Genomic DNA, 15,408 nt, shown 5'->3' with positions numbered 1-15,408 from the left:
TCGGTTCGTCTCCGATCGACGGAGGGGCACCGGCCGGGCGGGTGGGCCGGTCGGACCTCGCGTGGAATCCAGAGTAGCGACGGGGGCGGACACGTTTTCGGCGCGAAGGGGTCACAGATCCGGCATAGGCTCGCATACATGGTCGATGAGCAGCGAGTACGCGACGATACGCCCGGGGTCGGGGCCGGGGCCGTTTTCCTGGACAGCGCGGGGTCCTCGCTTCCGCCGCGGGTGGTCACCGAGACGATGATCGCCCATCTGCGGCGTGAGGCCGAGATCGGCGGGTACCGGGCCGCGAACGAATGCCTCGCCGATCTCGCCGGGGTGAAGGACGCGATAGCGACCCTGCTGAACACCACCCCCGACACCATCGCCCTCAACGACAGCGCCACCCGCGGCTGGTCGGACTTCTTCTACGCCGTTCCGCTACATCCCGGCGACCGGATCCTGCTCTCCGGGGCCGACTACGCCAGCAATGCCATCGCCGCCCTGCAACGCGCGCGGGCCACCGGCGCCCGGGTCGAGCAGATCCCCAGCGACGACGTGGGCCGGATCGATCTCGACGCACTGGCCGCGATGATGGACGACCGGGTGCGGCTGGTCTCGCTGTTGCACGTGCCCACCAACGGCGGGCTGGTGAACCCGGTGGCCGCCGCGGCGCGGATCGCGCGGGAGGCGGGCGCGTTCGTCCTGCTCGACGCCTGCCAGTCCGCCGGCCAGCTGCCGCTGGATGTCGCCGAACTCGGGGTGGACGCGCTGTCGGCCACCGGACGCAAATGGTTGCGGGGGCCCCGGGGCACCGGGTTCCTCTACCTGCGGCCCGAGTTGGCGGCCGCGATGGAACCGGGCCGGCTCGATCTGCACAGCGCCCAGTGGACCGGTCCGCAGGAGTACCGGATGGCTCCGGACGCGTCCCGCTTCGAGTTCTGGGAGCACGATGTCGCGGCCCGGCTCGGGCTCGGTGCGGCGGTGCGCTACCTGCTCGAACTCGGTCCGGAGGAGGTGTACGCGGCCGTCGCCGAACGCGCCGAGTACCTGCGCGGCGCGCTCGGTGACCTGCCCGCGGTGACGGTCCGCGATCTGGGGGTGGAGCACAGCGGCATCGTCTCGTTCACGGTGGCCGGAACGGCGCCGGTGGAGGTCCGGGACCGGCTGCTGGGCAAGGACATCACAGTGACGGTCAGCCACCGCGGGTCCACGCTGCTCGATATGTCCGCCCGCGGTCTGGATTCGGTGGTCCGGGCGTCCCCGCACTGTTTCGTCGGCTACGACGAACTCGACCGGTTCATCGGTGCCGTCTCAGCGTTGTAGCGGATCTCGGCCGAGAAGTGAGCACAGACGAGCGAGGAGCCCATGGGTTTCGGGTAGCACGGTGGCGTCCACGATCACCGGTGTGAGGGTGCGCAAGGCGCGTAGCTGTCTGCCGGGTAGGTGCGTCGTCGCCGCGACGATCACCGCGTCGGCTCCGGTCCGGTCCAGCGTGGCGCGGAGTGTCGTGAGATGGTCCGGACGGGGGTCGGCCGGGAGTTCGACCAGCCAGCGGAGCCGGTAGCCGTGGGCGAGGGCGGCCAGCCGCAGTCGCGCGGTGGTGAATCCGCGATGCCCGCACAAATCGGTGCGCAGGTAACCGATAGCAGTCGGCTGTCCGCCCGGTGCGGGAAGGGAAACGTTCGTGTCCCCGCCGGGTTCGTGATCGGTCACCGATAGACCTCGGGTGTCGCCGGTATCCACCGGTCCACCTCGCCATGGCGGTACCACCCGTAAGGGTGGACGACCATCAGACCGTACCGCTCGAGCACCACCGGTGCGCGGAAGCCGATATGTTCCACGGTCGGTGTCACAATCGCGTCGCCACCGAGCAATTCCGATTTCCGTAATGTCCACGGCAGCACATCCACTCCGGATTCCACCACCACCCGGGCGATGGCGAATCCGTGTGCGCGGGCGAAATCGCGGCATTCGGTCTCGAGATGCTCTTGCTTTGTGCCGCAGAGACTTTTGTTCAGGTATACGATCGCAACGGGCATGGCTCCGCCTTTCCTCCAGAGGCGATGGGGTGCAGCCCGGCGCAGGGTCCGATAGGGAGTAGCGGCCACGATCGGACCACCGGTTCCACAACTCTCCAGGCCGTGGAGCCAGTGTCACCCAATGGATTCCGGGGGATTTCCTGCGCCGGGCGCGAAATCAGTAGACCGGAACAGCGCGATATGTGGAACCGCCTCGGTGGAGATTCTTGCCCGATCGGCCCGGCCTCCGTGCCGGGCCACTTCCGGCATTGTGTTCCGGGCCGGAGTGTTCCACAAAGGAATTCGATAATTAGGGAAGGTAAGAAAATGGCGGGTGGATCCACACTCCCGAAACGAGCACTCGGCCGCGAACTGCGCCGGCTGCGGGAACGCGGCGGTACCAGCCAGGCCGCCGCGGCCCGCGCCATCGAAGTGAGTCCCCAGACGATCGGCCGCATGGAAGACGGGCACGCGTCGCGGCCCACGTCGTTGCAGATCAACGGTCTGTGCGATCGGTACGGCGCCTCGGACGAGGAACGCCGGTTCCTGCTGGATCTGCTGGAGGATTCGCGGACGGCGAAGCAGAGCGGAGGTGGGTGGTGGCGGGCTTACGCCGACGAAATTCCTGCGGATTTCAACCACTACCTTGCGCTGGAGGAGTCCGCCACACGGGTGACTACATGGCAGGAGACGTTGCTTCCCGGGCTGATGCAGATCCCGGAGTACCGGCGCGAGATGATCTGGACCGAAAGCCCGCAATTGGCACCCGGTGACGTCGAACGTCGCATAGCGGTGTCTGAACAGCGATTGAATAATCTGCGTAACAGCAAGTTCCAGTTCAACGCGCTCTTGTCCGAGGCGGTACTGCGGCATGGAGTGGGCGGCTCGGCGGTTATGCCGCGCCAGCTGAACCACCTCCTTGCACTCAGCGAAGCGGCGAATGTCAGTGTTCGCGTCGTGCCCTTCCGGGCGCGCAGTCTGGTGGGCCTTCTCGTGCGTTCCTTCGTGTTCCTCGAATTCGAAGTGCTACCCAACACTCGTTTGACGGACCCGCCGGTGGTCTATGTGGAAGGCTTCACCGGCAGTCTCTACCTCGAACGGCGGGAGGAGGTCATGCAGTATCGAGCCGCCGCCGAGGCGATCGAGCGTGTAGCGTTGAGCGAGCAGGAAACCAGAGCGTTCATCGCGAAGGTTGCGAAGGAGTTCGAGACGTGAAGAGTGACCTGAGCGAGGCGCGTTGGTTCAAGAGCCGACACAGCGGGCCCTCTAGGGATTGCGTCGAGGTAGCGGGGCTGGGCGCTGGGACGGTTGGAGTCCGGGACAGCAAAAATCCGACTGGTCCTGTGCTCTCATTCCCTCAATCCGAATGGCAGCAGTTCCTGAGCGCCGCGCGTAGAGGTATCTTCGACCGTTCATGATTTGTTGTCCCAGCTTCCGTGTGGTGGTCCGGACTACGGTCGCTGATTTCCACAACGAATCTCGGGTCTTGCGAGAGAGGACCAGAGGTGGTGACCGATCCAGCCGAGGCTTGGTGGTTCAAGAGCTCATACAGCGGACCCGCTCGGGACTGCGTAGAGGCCGCTCATCTCACCGGGGGTGCAATCGGAGTCCGCGACAGCAAGCGCCGAACCGGACCGGTTCTTTTTCGACGCTGCCGCGTGGGATGCGTTCCTGACTTCGGTACGGATCGATTGATCGTGATCCACGAGGGGCTCTCCGGCCGCCGATGGCCCTCGTGCACAGTGGAGGTCTCCCGGTCGACAGCGCAGCGGATCATCACAGCGGCCGACGCCCCGAGCGCACTGATCCAGCCGGTACTCGAGCTGGAGAGTCGGCCGGGCCTATGGTCGAGGTGCGGCGCGAACCAGGGACGCGGTTGCCGAAGTCCGGTGGAACCCTTGAGCGCTGCGGGGCGTCCTATAGTGATAGCGGGGTAATCCGCCGCGCCGACACAGGGGAGAAGTATGCGAACCGCCGTCTTGACCCGCGCCGCGCTGACCACGGCGGTCGCAGCAGTCCTGGCAACCGGGTGTACCTCGAGCACTGAGGGAGCTGTTACCGGGACGACGGCGCCGACCACAACCGGCCCGATCGAAATCTTCAACCCTTGCACCGAGCTATCGGACCAGGTCTTGAGCGAGGTCGGGTTGGATCCGTTGACCAAGAGTGTCACAACAGACGCGCCAACCGGCGAGACCAGCTGGCGCGTGTGCAACTGGCGGACACCCGACAGCACGCTGATGATCGGCGTCTATTCAACCTCGCACACACTGGATGAGGCACGCAAGAACGAGGAGCTGGTGGAGAAGTCCGAGACCACTGTCGGTTCGCGGCCCGCCCTGACATTCTTCGACGACTCTGAAACAGATGGCACATCCTGCTATACAGCCATGGCAGCTGAGCAGGGGATGTTCGAGATCAACGCCAGCTGGTTTCTTGATGCAACCCGCAATCGTGACATCTGCGCGATCGCCACGGAGTACGCCGCCCTGTTGGAGCCCCATCTCCCGAGGTAATCGCATCGCAGCACATCAGGGAGCACGGTAGGTTCCAATAAATCAGCTAGGAATCAAACCCATGACCGACCAGCAGCAATACTGGCAGAACCTCAAACAGAACGCGATCGACGGGGAACTGCGCGTCGAGCACGACGCGGGGGCGGCACTGCAACAGGAGTGCCAAACCCTGCTGGTCGCGCTCGGCACCACGCGCAGGCAGGCCGCCGGTCTCGACCACCTGGCTGGCTATGGCGGCTTGCCGTCTGCACTCGACATGAAGAAAAAATTCGAGTTGAAGGCGTCCGGAGCAGAGAACGGTGATTCTGCGGTGGCGCGACTCGACGCGATGATCGAAGTCGTGACCCTCATGCGCGACACTTACGCTGCGATGATCGGCGGACTCCAGGAGACCGACCAGCAGAACTCCTCGCAGACCACCGCTGCCGGGGAAGGGCTCCGCTGATGCCCGCACCATTGCTGGTCGCTGCCGCGGTCGTCGCCGCGGTCGCTACCGTCGATTCCGCGGTCGATGAAGTCACCGGCAACTACGACGAATCCGAAGGCAACCGGAATCGCGCCTCCGATGCCGCCGGTGTCGCCGAGCAGGAGTGGAGCGGCGACCGGACACACATCAACAACGAACTGGCCCGAGTCAGCGGTGGTTTCGACGGCGAGTACGCCCCGGCCACGGCAACCAAGGAAGCGTTCAAAACCTGGACGCATCAACAAATCTGGGAAGCGCTCAACGGTAACTCCGAGCATCCGGCCGTGGCATCCGCCGATATCAATGCCGGTGCGGATGGCTGGCGGCGGCTCACCGGGGATCTTTCCCTCGCGCTCGACACCTTCGGCAAGAATGTCGACACGGTGATCAACGATAAATGGGGCGGTCAGTCCGCGAACGCGGCGGTCGAGGGCACCCGCACCTTTGTCACCGAGGCCCGGAAGCTGGTCAAGAGCTTCGAGATGGTTGCCAATGGTATCGACCTCTTGCAGGGCTACCTGGCCCAGGCGAAGATGTCGATCGTTCCACCGGTCGAGGTGTCCGGGTTCGATGAGTTCGTCGGCCATATTCCCGGTAACGGTGTCGTCAAGGCCGCCAAGCATCGCGCCAACGAAGCGCAGGCGCAGGCGCAGGATCTGATGATCGAGTTCTACCAGCCCGGTGTCACGGCCGTCGACACCAAAACCCCGGTGCTGCCCGTGACGAAAAGCCCGGTCGGTGAGGGTCCTGGCACGCAGCAACCGGTAGGACCCGGCGGCACCCAGAACCCCGCCGGTACCAACCCGAGTAGCACCAAGCCGACCGGGACGAACCCGGTCGGCCCGACCTCTCAGGACACGGCGACCCCCGGCCAGGAGACACCGCAGGATTCGGCGACCAACCCCGCCGGCACCGAAACTCCGGCGTCGACCACTCCGTCGACAACAACGACACCGGCGAACACTGTGCCGCTCGACGAACCGGTGGGCCGCCCGAACACCACCACACCTGGTTCGCCGAGTACCACCACCGGCGCACCCATGGTCGCCGCCCCGGGTGGCCAACAGCCTGCAGGCACCCCGGGCCGCACCGTAAGCGGAGGCCCAGGTAGCCCGAACCAGACCGCCGGACCCGCGACCCGTTCCGGTAGCCCGGCCGCTACTCGTGGCATGTCCGGGATGCCCGGCGCGATGGGCGCCGGTGGTCAACGCGGTCGCGGGGAGGACGACGACGAACACAAGACGCCCGACTATCTCGTCCAGGACCGCGCCACCGAACTACTGGGTGAGCAGCCACGGGTGCTCCCGCCGGGCGGGGTCATCGGCGCATGAGCGAATCAGGCCCGAAGGCGGGAGTTCGGTACCTCTGCCTGCGCTTCGGTTTCCCCACCAGTATGTCGGCCAATCGCCGCCCCCAGTCGGGCCCCGTGGGCAATGCATGAACGAAACTCGCTGGCAGTTGGACGGTTACGATTTCACGCTGGCCCTCGAGGCCATGGGACGTGACCGGTTACCGTATCCGCTGGAATACCAGCCGCACCGGATGGCGCACGACGACGATTTCCGGCGTTACCGGCAGCAGTGCGCACGCCGGTTGCAGCCAGTGTTCGACGAGCGGCTCTACCGGGCGCTCACCGTGCTCCTGGAACCGGAGATCCGCGTGGAGATCTACGGCGTCCACGGCCCCCAGCAGAACACCACGGTCCGGATGCACGCCGGGGTCGTCGGGCGAATCGCTGTGCGGGCCATGCAGTTACCCGGACCGGCCCGGAAATCCGGCGGCGATATCGTCCTCACCCAGCTCCGCACCGACCAGCTGGCTGCCCAGCTGGTGGCTGGCCTGCCGCAGGTCGCAACCGGCCGCCATCAACCCATCCGCGCCCGACGCAGCGACCTGAACGCACCCGTGTACTCCCGGCACCCGACGCGCCTGTCCCCGGAGGAGGATCTGCAACGCTTTTTCCGCCGCGCCCGCACCGGCACCGGCGAGATCACCGTCTATCCGGGCTACACCGTCGACACGCGTCCCACCGGCGACGGGTATGCCTTCCTCTGGCTCGACTACCCGGACGACGGCCGCTACCTGCTGCATAACCACAACACCGACGATTTCACCCTTACCCCGGGACCCCCGGACGAAATCCTGCGCCAACTCCGCAGCCGCATGGACACCGCCCACCGAGTCCGGACCGGCAACTACCAATGAGGTATGGGACTGCCGAAGCGGCGGTGGTACATGCGGCCGAGCCTCCGGGATCGTGTGAGTCGAGTCGTCGGTTTGACAACCGGTTGCTCAATCGAGAGGCTCTGTCAGCGAAGGGTATTCGTCGTTCGGGGGGCGTGTCGATGTCGAATGAACCGAGGCGTCCGGCAGTTGCCTCGGCCGGTTACCGGCGTCGGACTACTGATTTTCGAGAACGACCTGGGAGGAAGGGTTTCAGATGGCCGAGGAACTAAAAGTCGAACCAGACGACCTGGATGCGTTCGCGGGAAAGGTCCAAAATCTCGGGAGAGATGCCGAGGCTGCGAGATCCTATTCGAACAAGTGGCTCGACATCAGTTCCGGTGAGGCCCGAATCTATGCCCATGTAAAAGGTATTGCGGATCAGGTGAAGAAGAATCTGGACGCGAACTACAGTCAATTGGCACTGCTCGCCGACTCTGCCGCGACAGAGCTCGTCGCCACTGCGGAAATGTATCGCACCACCGATTCGGGAACCGCCCAGCAGCTGGACAAGACGTATGCGGACGGTCAGAAGTGACCGAGCCACGAGAGAATTTGCAGGATCCGCCCGCCGAAGATCCTATGCCGTTCGCTATTCCGTTTCTGGTAGGCGGAAATTTCATTTCTCCGGGTTTCTATATCAACGAGACTTTGAAGACCCTCATCGGTGTGGATGCATTCGGGTGGGCCTCTCAGCAGATTGCCGGTGATTGGGAAGCCGTGAAGCGGGCGGCGGGCGCGGCCGAAAAACTGGCGCATTTCAACACCGCGTTCCATGATTCACTGGAAGCCGCCTGGGGTGAGCAAGTGGAAGCATCATGGCGTGGCAACGCTGCCGATGACGCTCGTACTTATTTCGCTCAGCTGGCCGGTAACGTCGAGTTTCAGGTCGGCTCCCTCGAGGAAATCCACCGGACCCTGAACAATATAAGTAATTCGATGGTCAATCTGGCCAGGGTGCTCGGTGATATCCTGCAGGACATGTTCGATGCGGTCGTCATGTACCTGTTGGCAAGGGCGGCCGGCGCGGTATTGGCGTCGTCACTGGCTACTTCACCATTGGCAATGGCTCAATTTGCTGTAGCTGCCGCTCATGCCGCCTACATCGTGTTGAAATTCGGGGAGGCTATGAATGCGGTTACTGCCGCGTTCAAAGTTGTCATCGGCCTGGGAGCTACATTGCTCACCGCTTCATCGCGGATGCCCGAAAAGCTGCCGCCACTGAATTCCTCGACCTATGATCACCCGGGAGTGTGATTGCATGACACCATCGGATGAGTTCGTATACGACGTTGCAAAAGGAGATCTCGGCGCATCCCGTATGTTGCGGAGGTCTCTGGAGGTCCTTCGTTCTTCTTCGACCGATCCGGAGATGCGCAAACAGTTCGACGATCTGATCAAGGGCAGGGCGAGCGTACGCGAATTCGCGAAGTCGGCGGCATTCGCCGGTCTGCTGGACGGAACGGCCAAGGATATTTTCGCCCACGAGAATTCGACTTCCGATGAGGAGAAGCAGCGGCTCGCGGCTCTAGGCGAAGCGGAACTCGAACGCGCGCGCACAATGCGGCCGGACGAGCTTACCGGCGAGGCCGCCGCACCACCGGCGACTCCCGCTGTTCCGGCCGTCCCCCAGCGCGTAGTCGCTGATCCGCCACCTCCGGCATCTCTACCGGGCGTACGTCGCCGACCCTATCGGGAAGAGGTTGTCACCCCTGACGAACCGGACGAGGACGACCTCTATTTCCGCGAGCGCAACGAGCGCGGCTGGTTGGTGTGATGGCGAATTATCCGGAAACTCAGTACCGGTATGCGGTTCCGGTACGGGCGCGGAACACCGTGGAGACTGCCCTGGATGTGTACATGCTGACGCATTTCACCGGGGACGAGACCTTTTCGCTGGAGCTGGCCGGTCCGCTGCCGGAGGTGTGTCCACAGCACGGCCGGCCTGCTGTCTCCCGGAAATCGGAAGTGGTCCAGTTCTGGCGAACGTCACGCGGAATCGAGCAGGTAACAGCAGGTCTGTTCATCTGGGAGTTTCTCCGCAGAATCCTCAGCGTCCTCGCTCTGCGCAGATTCCGGATCCCCGTAACAGTCGCCACGCTCCACGGTACGTGGCCGGTATGCGGCCGATGCGTCACCCGATCCGCTGTGCTGCGGTGGATCGCAATCCTGCTCGGGTTCGCCGGAATTCCGATGATCATTGCCGCCTTCATCGCGAACCAGCTCGGCGTCTCGCGCATCCCGGTCGGGTTCATTATCGCGTTCTTCCCGGGCTGGCTGCCGTGCGGGCTGTTCGTGGCATGTGCCGCCCACCAGGGATCCCGCGATTTCGTTCGTTTCGACACCATCACCGACCAAGAGCACCTGATGCTTCGGGTGGGTCCCGATTTCCCGAGTAGTTGACGGTGCGTTGAATGGGTCCGGGCATTCTCGTCTCCGGTGCCGGGTGCATTCACCGTCCAGCGCTGGAAGCAACACCTATAGGACTTCCCGGGTCCGCGAACGCCGGTGCGCCCGTCCCATCGGGGACGGGCGCACCGGGTCGGCGGTTCACGCGTTGACCGGGATGGACAGCACGACCTCCTTTTCGTTCTCGGGCAGATAGTGTGCCGTGACGATCCGGCCCACCTGCACGTTCCCGATCGCGGTCGGCGGCAGGAACTTCTCGGAGCAGGTGGCGAAGGTGCTGCCGTCGGGGCGGGTGACCACCAGCCCCACCGCGACTTTGGAGTATCCGTCGCGGATCTCGCCCGGGACGGTGAGCGACTGGACCACCGCCTGCGCCGCGATACCGCGGGCGGCGATATCCACCTTGGCCCGGGTGGTGAACCCCTTGCGGATCAAGGATTCGTTCATCACCCGTTGCGCCGCAGCGGCGTCACCGGACAGATCCAGTTCGACGATCCCGGGCCGGTCCGGCCGGTAGCGGACGGGCAGCACCACACCGGGTGCCAGCAGGGCGAGTTCGGTGAGGGGGACGACCGTTTTCGCCGTGGCGTCGAATCGTTCGCCCTGCGCGCCCTCGACGATGAACTCGATCCGGATCTGCGGCTGGTCGTTCAGGGTGACCCCGGTGGGGGTGAACGAGCGCACGGTGCCCAGACCCAGTGGGGCGTCGCGGAACTCACCGGTGTTGCGGCCGGTGAGGGCCGTGACGATTCCCGCGCCGGTGAACGCGAAGACCATGATGACCAGGGTGGACGCGATGATCGGCAGGGCCAGGAACCCGTTGAGCCAGGCCATCGCGGCGGGTTCGTAGCGGCTGGTGGGTTCGTAGGTGAGGCCGTGCCAGAGGTAGAAGGCGATGGCGAGGGCGGCGCCGGCGAGGGCGGCGGTGCGCAGGGTGCGGATCATGGTTCTCTCCTGGTGGTGGTGGTCCGGATACCTGGCCACCTCGTCGCCCCGGATGCCGGCCGCAAGGCCGAGGTGCGGGGCGACGAGGAGCCGGATGTCCGGGCCGATCAGCCGCCGACGACGGTCGAGCAGGCGAAGGTGATCTCGAAAGCCGCGGTAGCGGGCCCGGCGAGCGGGTTCGCCATATCGGGGGCGCTGATGCCCTCGCCGGTCACGGTGAAAGTGTCACCGTCCTTGGTCACCTGGGCGGACCCGCCGGGCTGGCCGTTGCCGTAACCGACCGCGTAGGGCATCCCGGAGGAGGCGCCCTGGCTGCCGGCGATGGCCACCGCCTGCACGGTCTTGTCGTCGACGATGCTGGCGCTCACGCTCAGCTGCCCGTACTGGGCGTTGTTGTTGTCCGTGAGGGCCAGTGCCAGAGTGTTGCCCTGCTTCGCGCACGTGGTCTCGAAATCGCCCGCCAGCGCCTTTCCGTCGACCAGTGCGGCCGATTCGCCACCGGCCGTATCTCCTGCGGGGGCCGCGGCCGACGAACTCGGGGCCGCCGGGGCGGCGGTGGTGCTCGCGTCGTCGCCGCAGGCGGACAGCAGCAGGGTCGCGGAGGCGGCGAGGGCGACGGCGCCGAGGCGGAAGATCGTGGTGCTCATGGTGTGTCCTGTTCTCTCGGTGTTCCGGCCCGGTGTGCGTGGCCGTTACGAGAAAAGTAGGAATCGCTGCGCGCCTACCGATCCCAACTTTCGGCACCGCCACACCGGCGAAACTCCGATAACCTGGGCACATGCGACGACCGCGGGCCATGGTGCTCGATGAGGTGTGGCGCGGTCTCGAGGGCGTCGATGCGTTGAGCGGCCCGCAAGGCGGGCCGCTGCGCCGGACCGTGAAATTGATCCTCGATCCGCTGGTCATCCGGCCGGTGCAGTATCCGAGCTGCGGGGGCGCGGTGCTGACGGCCGACGGCGCGACCCTGCTCGCCGCCCGCGTCTACGCGCACGCCGACGCGTTGCGCGCGACCGCGGCCTGGTTCAGGCTGCTCAAACAGGCGCGCCGCCGGTTGCGGATCACCGAGGGCACCGCGCAGGATCTCTACTTCCAGCGCTGTTTCGAGCTGGCCGCCACCCGGGGTCATCCCGATCCCCACCGAGATCGGGTGCGTGCCGAGGCGGTGCTGCGTGAGATCCACGGTGTCGCGGCCGGGCGCACCACCCAGGCGCTGAAAGATCATCTGACCGATCCCGCCCGGGCCGCGCTGCTCGACGACCTGCTCACCACGGCCTGGGGCCGCCGTCCGCCGCCGCCCGCGGTACCGGTCGAGCACAGCGCACAACTGCGGCAACTGCTGGACTGTGCGGTGGCCTCACGTACCGACACCGACACCCGCGCCGGTCGGCGCCTGCTCGACCTGTTGGCCGCCGCGAACGCGGGGACACATACCGGGATCGAGTTGTGGCACGCGGCAACCCGCGACGCGGCCACCGATCTCGCGCGGTACCGGGCGCACGAACTCGGCCTGACCACCTATTCCGTTCCGCGCCGCCCGGAGGTAGGAGATTCGGCATCCACCGCGACGCTGGGGTTGCCCTTCGATCGCACCGTGCACGAACGGGTTTTCACGGTGCTCCAGGTCTCCACCGAACGCGCCGAACTGCCACCGATCCCGGACCTGGTCACCACGGAGATCGCCCGCAGTTGCGCACCGTGGGCACTGCTCGGCGAATCATTGCGCGTCACCGCGGCCGCGGGGGTCGAGCTGGCACTCGGCCTGGCGCCGATCGCGCCGCCGGACCCGCTCCGATCCCGGCCGGATACCGGCGTATCGGCCGCGCATCGGCTGGTGAACGGCCGCTGGCAGCGCGAAGCCTATGTGCTGCAGGCCCGGCGGCTGGCCGTCCATCCGCTGCCCGTGGACGGTAACCCGCTCACCGCCATCGCCGCCGAACTGCGGACCCCGTGGCGTCCGTACCTGCGGCGCCTGTGGGTGCGGTTGCACGGGCGCGATGTCCGGGAGCTGCCGGTCACCGAACCCGACGAGCTGTGGGATCTGCTCGACGGGGTGGCCCGCTCGGTGGTGCTCGATCACCGCACCCGCGTCCGGAAAGCCCTCAGCGCGCAGCCGGCGCGGGAACCGGATACGGCCGAACCGAGGGCGGTCTGATGGTCGACACTGTGCGTATCCAGCGAATCGAGCCGGGGCTGTGGAGTATCGCGCCACCCGGTGCGCCGACGCCGGCCGATGCCGATCCAGGTCTGGACACCGCCGTACTGGAGGTCGGCGGCGGCCACCTGAGCTGGAGTGTGCTGGCGGGCCGGCAGGTTCCGGCGGCGATCCTGCACGATCTGGACACCGCGCAGGAATGGTTGTGGGCGCTCTACGGCGCCGAGGTCGCGGTGGCGGCCGACGCGTACACCGAGCCCGTGGAGCTGCCGGCCCGTCCGGAGCGGCCCGAACTGGCGGCCGCGGTGCGCCGGCTCGGTTACGCGCACTGGGCGGCGCGCTGGTGGCCTGCCTCGACGGTGGACGGTATCCCGGCCCTCGACGCGGCCGAACTCGAGCGCGAGATCGCGGAGCTGAGCGAATTCTGCGAGAGCGTCGTCGCCGGCGCCGATGCCGCGGTACCGGCCGAATCCGAGGAGGTCACCGCGGCGGCGGACCGCCTCGGTGCCGAGGACGCCGGCCGCGCCGCCGACTATGCGCTGGCCGCGGGTGGACAGCGCGATCCGCGGGCGGCGCTGGTTCTCGAACGGGGAACCGCGGGCTGGGACTGGCGGTACTGCCCGCCCGGCGTGGTGGATGCCTCCGAACGGGCGGTCTCGTGGGAACTTGTGCGGGCCGCGGGCGTCAATTCGCTGCGGATCCGGGCCGTCGCCGCGCCGGGGCTGCGCGGGGAACCGCCCGAATATCTGCGTCCGCACGCGCTGGTCCGCACCCCGGCGGGCGACCACGGTGCCGCGCTGGTGCTGGCCGGGGACGACTGGACGGCCTCGATCGCCGGAACGGCCGGCACGGTATCGGGGGTGGAGGTCTATGTGCCGGGGGTCGGCCCGGCGGCACCGGTGGGGACCGAAGCGTCCGCGTTCGCGGTCGGCGCGCCCGGACCGCGCGACCCCGCGGCCCCGGCAGCGGATTCGCGGCAGCGCGAGCGCATCAGGGAACTCGCGCACAGCCGGCTGCGCCGCGCGGTATCGGGCCCCGGACCCGGTCCGGCGCCCGGCGACGGGCAACCGGCCGGGGGACTCGCCGACATCGCACCCCTGCGGGCCGAGATCAGGGCCGCCGAAACAGATTCGGATTTCTGAGATGAGCGCGCAAGAACCGCCCGGCCTGGAACTGTTGTACGAGGGCGCGGCCGCCTATCAGCGCGGCGATATCGCCGAGGCGCTGCGGATATTCGAGCACGCGGTGGACACCACCACCGACGGTGTCCGCACCAGCGCGCTGATCAACGTCGCGAGTATGTACGACGAACTCGGTGACCATCACGGCGCCGCCGCCCGGTACCGCGCGGCGCTGGACCGGATTCCGGCGGATGCCCGCGAGAAACGGGCCTCCACACTGATCAACTATTCCCAGGCCCTCCAGCATCTCGGCATGCTCGACGAAGCCCGCGAGGTGCTGGAAGAGGCGCGGGATCTGCTCGCCGACACCACGGATCTGGGTGTGCTGCGGGTGTCGTGCCTGCTCTCGCTCAGCGCCGTCGCGGCCCATCGCAGTCAGTGGAACCGGGTCATCGAGACGGCCACCGAATCCCTCGACGCGGCCTCGCGTTTCGCACCCCACCTGGCCGGACACCCATTGATGAATCTGGCCGGGGCGTATTTCGAAACCGGTCGCCGGGAGCTCGGTGTGGATTTCGCACAGCAGGCGCTGGCGGCGTTCACTGCGGCGGGGGACCGCAACGCCGTCGCCGATACCCAGCAGAACCTGGCCCAGCTCTTCAGCCGGCTCGACCGGCTCGACGAGGCGGAGGAACTGGTGCTGGCCAGTCAGGACTACTACGAGCGGGCCGGACTCGGGTACCGGGCGGGAGTCGGCTGGAAGATCCGCGGTTTCCTGGCCGAATGCCGCGGGGAGGTCGATCGGGCCGACGAATGGTATCGGCGCGGCCTCGACTGCTTCCGGGACTCCGGGGCGGTACTCGACGCCGCCGCCGTGCAGTGCCGGCTCGCCACGGTGGCCTATGCGCGCGGGCTGGTCGGGGAAGGACAGCGGCTGCTCGACGCCGCGTTCACCGTCTACGCCGAACGCGGTCTCGGCCTGCAGTGCGCGCAACTCGACTACTGGCACGCGGTGCTGGTGCAGATGCTGGTCGACGATATGGATTCCCCGCCTGCCGAACTCCTGGCGCTGGGCCGCGCTCTGGCGGTGCCCGCCGCGATCGCCATCGACGCGGTGCGTTACACGCTGCCGGGCGGCAGTCAGCGCGATCAGTGGAACCGCGAGGTCGCCGACCCCGCCGTCCGGCTGGCGTTCCGATTCGCCTACCTCTGCGGCGACGGACAGCTGCTCGCCGACCTCATCGAGACACAGTGCGCGGGAACGACACTGGACACGACTCCCGGAGCGCGCACCGAACGCCCGCAGTTCCCGCTGGACAGTCCCGTACCGCCGGCCGGCGGCGAACCCGGGGCCGGCCCACTGGTTCTGGGGGCCGCTCTGGCCCGCGTCGCGGCGGCGGCCGGTCTACCGGTGGCGCCACCCGCGCGGCTGGCCGTGGGGCCCGAGGCGCGTATCGCGCTCGGGGACTACATCGCGACCGCCGAACAGCGGTACGGGCAGCGTGTCCGGGAGGATCGGGTGATCGCGATATGAGCGGCGATCGGAGTACGGGGGAGTCGTGCTGAACGA

The 15,408-nt window shown here is 66.9% G+C and carries 19 protein-coding genes; 15 read left to right on the top strand and 4 right to left on the bottom strand.

Features of this window, described 5'->3' with window-relative positions; genetic code table 11:
* The first annotated feature begins 138 nt into the window (after positions 1-138).
* Complete coding sequence (locus NF4_RS16835) at positions 139-1,311, top strand: aminotransferase class V-fold PLP-dependent enzyme (RefSeq protein WP_063128263.1); 1,173 nt, start codon at positions 139-141, stop codon at positions 1,309-1,311.
* Here NF4_RS16835 and NF4_RS16830 read toward each other — a convergent pair.
* Positions 1,300-1,701 (bottom strand): hypothetical protein, encoded by a 402-nt coding sequence (locus NF4_RS16830; protein WP_063128262.1) that lies wholly within the window; start codon positions 1,699-1,701, stop codon positions 1,300-1,302. The two genes, NF4_RS16835 and NF4_RS16830, sit on opposite strands and share 12 nt — an antisense overlap.
* The gene (locus NF4_RS16825; protein ID WP_063128261.1) at positions 1,698-2,027 is read right to left on the bottom strand and encodes a hypothetical protein; all 330 of its coding nucleotides are present in this window, start codon (positions 2,025-2,027) and stop codon (positions 1,698-1,700) included. Before NF4_RS16825 ends, NF4_RS16830 begins: the two co-directional genes overlap by 4 nt.
* A gap of 306 nt (positions 2,028-2,333) precedes the next feature.
* On the opposite strand from NF4_RS16825, the gene NF4_RS16820 reads away from it, so the two are divergent.
* From NF4_RS16820 to NF4_RS16780, 11 genes are all read left to right on the top strand, one after another.
* Positions 2,334-3,221 carry a helix-turn-helix domain-containing protein gene (locus tag NF4_RS16820; protein WP_063128260.1) on the top strand — a complete coding sequence of 296 codons (888 nt, stop codon included), beginning with the start codon at positions 2,334-2,336 and terminating at the stop codon, positions 3,219-3,221.
* Positions 3,218-3,424 carry a DUF397 domain-containing protein gene (locus NF4_RS36560; protein WP_084533174.1) on the top strand — a complete coding sequence of 69 codons (207 nt, stop codon included), beginning with the start codon at positions 3,218-3,220 and terminating at the stop codon, positions 3,422-3,424. Before NF4_RS16820 ends, NF4_RS36560 begins: the two co-directional genes overlap by 4 nt.
* A gap of 18 nt (positions 3,425-3,442) precedes the next feature.
* Positions 3,443-3,943 (top strand): DUF397 domain-containing protein, encoded by a 501-nt coding sequence (locus NF4_RS40055; protein ID WP_369690937.1) that lies wholly within the window; start codon positions 3,443-3,445, stop codon positions 3,941-3,943.
* Positions 3,944-3,970: 27 nt separating this feature from the next.
* A complete protein-coding gene (locus NF4_RS16815; RefSeq protein ID WP_063128259.1) occupies positions 3,971-4,522 on the top strand; it encodes a DUF3558 domain-containing protein in 552 nt (183 codons plus the stop codon).
* 61 nt (positions 4,523-4,583) lie between these two features.
* Complete coding sequence (locus NF4_RS16810; protein WP_063128258.1) at positions 4,584-4,967, top strand: hypothetical protein; 384 nt, start codon at positions 4,584-4,586, stop codon at positions 4,965-4,967.
* Complete coding sequence (locus NF4_RS16805; protein WP_063128257.1) at positions 4,967-6,319, top strand: hypothetical protein; 1,353 nt, start codon at positions 4,967-4,969, stop codon at positions 6,317-6,319. Before NF4_RS16810 ends, NF4_RS16805 begins: the two co-directional genes overlap by 1 nt.
* A 106-nt stretch (positions 6,320-6,425) precedes the next feature.
* Positions 6,426-7,193: an ESX secretion-associated protein EspG gene (locus tag NF4_RS16800; RefSeq protein WP_063128256.1), complete on the top strand. Its 768-nt coding sequence runs from the start codon at positions 6,426-6,428 to the stop codon at positions 7,191-7,193.
* Positions 7,194-7,428: 235 nt separating this feature from the next.
* Positions 7,429-7,749: a type VII secretion target gene (locus NF4_RS16795; protein ID WP_063128255.1), complete on the top strand. Its 321-nt coding sequence runs from the start codon at positions 7,429-7,431 to the stop codon at positions 7,747-7,749.
* Complete coding sequence (locus NF4_RS16790; RefSeq protein WP_157120369.1) at positions 7,746-8,468, top strand: hypothetical protein; 723 nt, start codon at positions 7,746-7,748, stop codon at positions 8,466-8,468. Before NF4_RS16795 ends, NF4_RS16790 begins: the two co-directional genes overlap by 4 nt.
* A complete protein-coding gene (locus NF4_RS16785; RefSeq protein WP_157120367.1) occupies positions 8,449-8,988 on the top strand; it encodes a hypothetical protein in 540 nt (179 codons plus the stop codon). Before NF4_RS16790 ends, NF4_RS16785 begins: the two co-directional genes overlap by 20 nt.
* A gap of 59 nt (positions 8,989-9,047) precedes the next feature.
* On the top strand, positions 9,048-9,614 hold the full coding sequence (locus NF4_RS16780) for a hypothetical protein (RefSeq protein ID WP_157120365.1): 567 nt from the start codon (positions 9,048-9,050) through the stop codon (positions 9,612-9,614).
* 147 nt (positions 9,615-9,761) lie between these two features.
* Here NF4_RS16780 and NF4_RS16775 read toward each other — a convergent pair whose 3' ends face one another.
* Together NF4_RS16775 and NF4_RS16770 are read right to left on the bottom strand one after the other, a co-directional pair.
* Positions 9,762-10,565: a hypothetical protein gene (locus NF4_RS16775; RefSeq protein ID WP_063128251.1), complete on the bottom strand. Its 804-nt coding sequence runs from the start codon at positions 10,563-10,565 to the stop codon at positions 9,762-9,764.
* Positions 10,566-10,672: 107 nt separating this feature from the next.
* The gene (locus NF4_RS16770) at positions 10,673-11,212 is read right to left on the bottom strand and encodes a lipoprotein LpqH (protein ID WP_063128250.1); all 540 of its coding nucleotides are present in this window, start codon (positions 11,210-11,212) and stop codon (positions 10,673-10,675) included.
* A gap of 149 nt (positions 11,213-11,361) precedes the next feature.
* On the opposite strand from NF4_RS16770, the gene NF4_RS16765 reads away from it, so the two are divergent.
* Genes NF4_RS16765 through NF4_RS16755 form a run of 3 tightly spaced genes read left to right on the top strand, consistent with a single transcriptional unit; the run spans position 11,362 to position 15,372 of the window.
* Positions 11,362-12,717: a hypothetical protein gene (locus tag NF4_RS16765; protein ID WP_063128249.1), complete on the top strand. Its 1,356-nt coding sequence runs from the start codon at positions 11,362-11,364 to the stop codon at positions 12,715-12,717.
* Positions 12,717-13,859 carry a hypothetical protein gene (locus NF4_RS16760; protein ID WP_063128248.1) on the top strand — a complete coding sequence of 381 codons (1,143 nt, stop codon included), beginning with the start codon at positions 12,717-12,719 and terminating at the stop codon, positions 13,857-13,859. The genes NF4_RS16765 and NF4_RS16760 overlap by 1 nt, the downstream gene beginning before the upstream one ends.
* A gap of 1 nt (position 13,860) precedes the next feature.
* Complete coding sequence (locus NF4_RS16755; protein ID WP_063128247.1) at positions 13,861-15,372, top strand: tetratricopeptide repeat protein; 1,512 nt, start codon at positions 13,861-13,863, stop codon at positions 15,370-15,372.
* The last annotated feature ends 36 nt before the right edge of the window (positions 15,373-15,408 follow it).

The sequence above is a fragment of the Nocardia fusca NBRC 14340 genome (assembly GCF_001618425.1).
GTDB classification, from domain to species: Bacteria; Actinomycetota; Actinomycetes; order Mycobacteriales; family Mycobacteriaceae; genus Nocardia; species Nocardia fusca.
Note: the sequence above shows the minus strand (reverse complement) of the source record. Positions and strands in the feature narration are given on the sequence as shown.

Bases quoted from the DNA above. Each gene is read 5' to 3' on its own strand.
- NF4_RS16835 (WP_063128263.1), top strand. From the start codon at position 139: ATGGTCGATGAGCAGCGAGTACGCGACGATACGCCCGGGGTCGGGGCC.
- NF4_RS16825 (WP_063128261.1), bottom strand. From the start codon at position 2,027: ATGCCCGTTGCGATCGTATACCTGAACAAAAGTCTCTGCGGCACAAAG.
- NF4_RS16820 (WP_063128260.1), top strand. From the start codon at position 2,334: ATGGCGGGTGGATCCACACTCCCGAAACGAGCACTCGGCCGCGAACTG.
- NF4_RS16815 (WP_063128259.1), top strand. From the start codon at position 3,971: ATGCGAACCGCCGTCTTGACCCGCGCCGCGCTGACCACGGCGGTCGCA.
- NF4_RS16810 (WP_063128258.1), top strand. From the start codon at position 4,584: ATGACCGACCAGCAGCAATACTGGCAGAACCTCAAACAGAACGCGATC.
- NF4_RS16805 (WP_063128257.1), top strand. From the start codon at position 4,967: ATGCCCGCACCATTGCTGGTCGCTGCCGCGGTCGTCGCCGCGGTCGCT.
- NF4_RS16800 (WP_063128256.1), top strand. From the start codon at position 6,426: ATGAACGAAACTCGCTGGCAGTTGGACGGTTACGATTTCACGCTGGCC.
- NF4_RS16795 (WP_063128255.1), top strand. From the start codon at position 7,429: ATGGCCGAGGAACTAAAAGTCGAACCAGACGACCTGGATGCGTTCGCG.
- NF4_RS16785 (WP_157120367.1), top strand. From the start codon at position 8,449: ATGATCACCCGGGAGTGTGATTGCATGACACCATCGGATGAGTTCGTA.
- NF4_RS16775 (WP_063128251.1), bottom strand. From the start codon at position 10,565: ATGATCCGCACCCTGCGCACCGCCGCCCTCGCCGGCGCCGCCCTCGCC.
- NF4_RS16770 (WP_063128250.1), bottom strand. From the start codon at position 11,212: ATGAGCACCACGATCTTCCGCCTCGGCGCCGTCGCCCTCGCCGCCTCC.
- NF4_RS16765 (WP_063128249.1), top strand. From the start codon at position 11,362: ATGGTGCTCGATGAGGTGTGGCGCGGTCTCGAGGGCGTCGATGCGTTG.
- NF4_RS16760 (WP_063128248.1), top strand. From the start codon at position 12,717: ATGGTCGACACTGTGCGTATCCAGCGAATCGAGCCGGGGCTGTGGAGT.
- NF4_RS16755 (WP_063128247.1), top strand. From the start codon at position 13,861: ATGAGCGCGCAAGAACCGCCCGGCCTGGAACTGTTGTACGAGGGCGCG.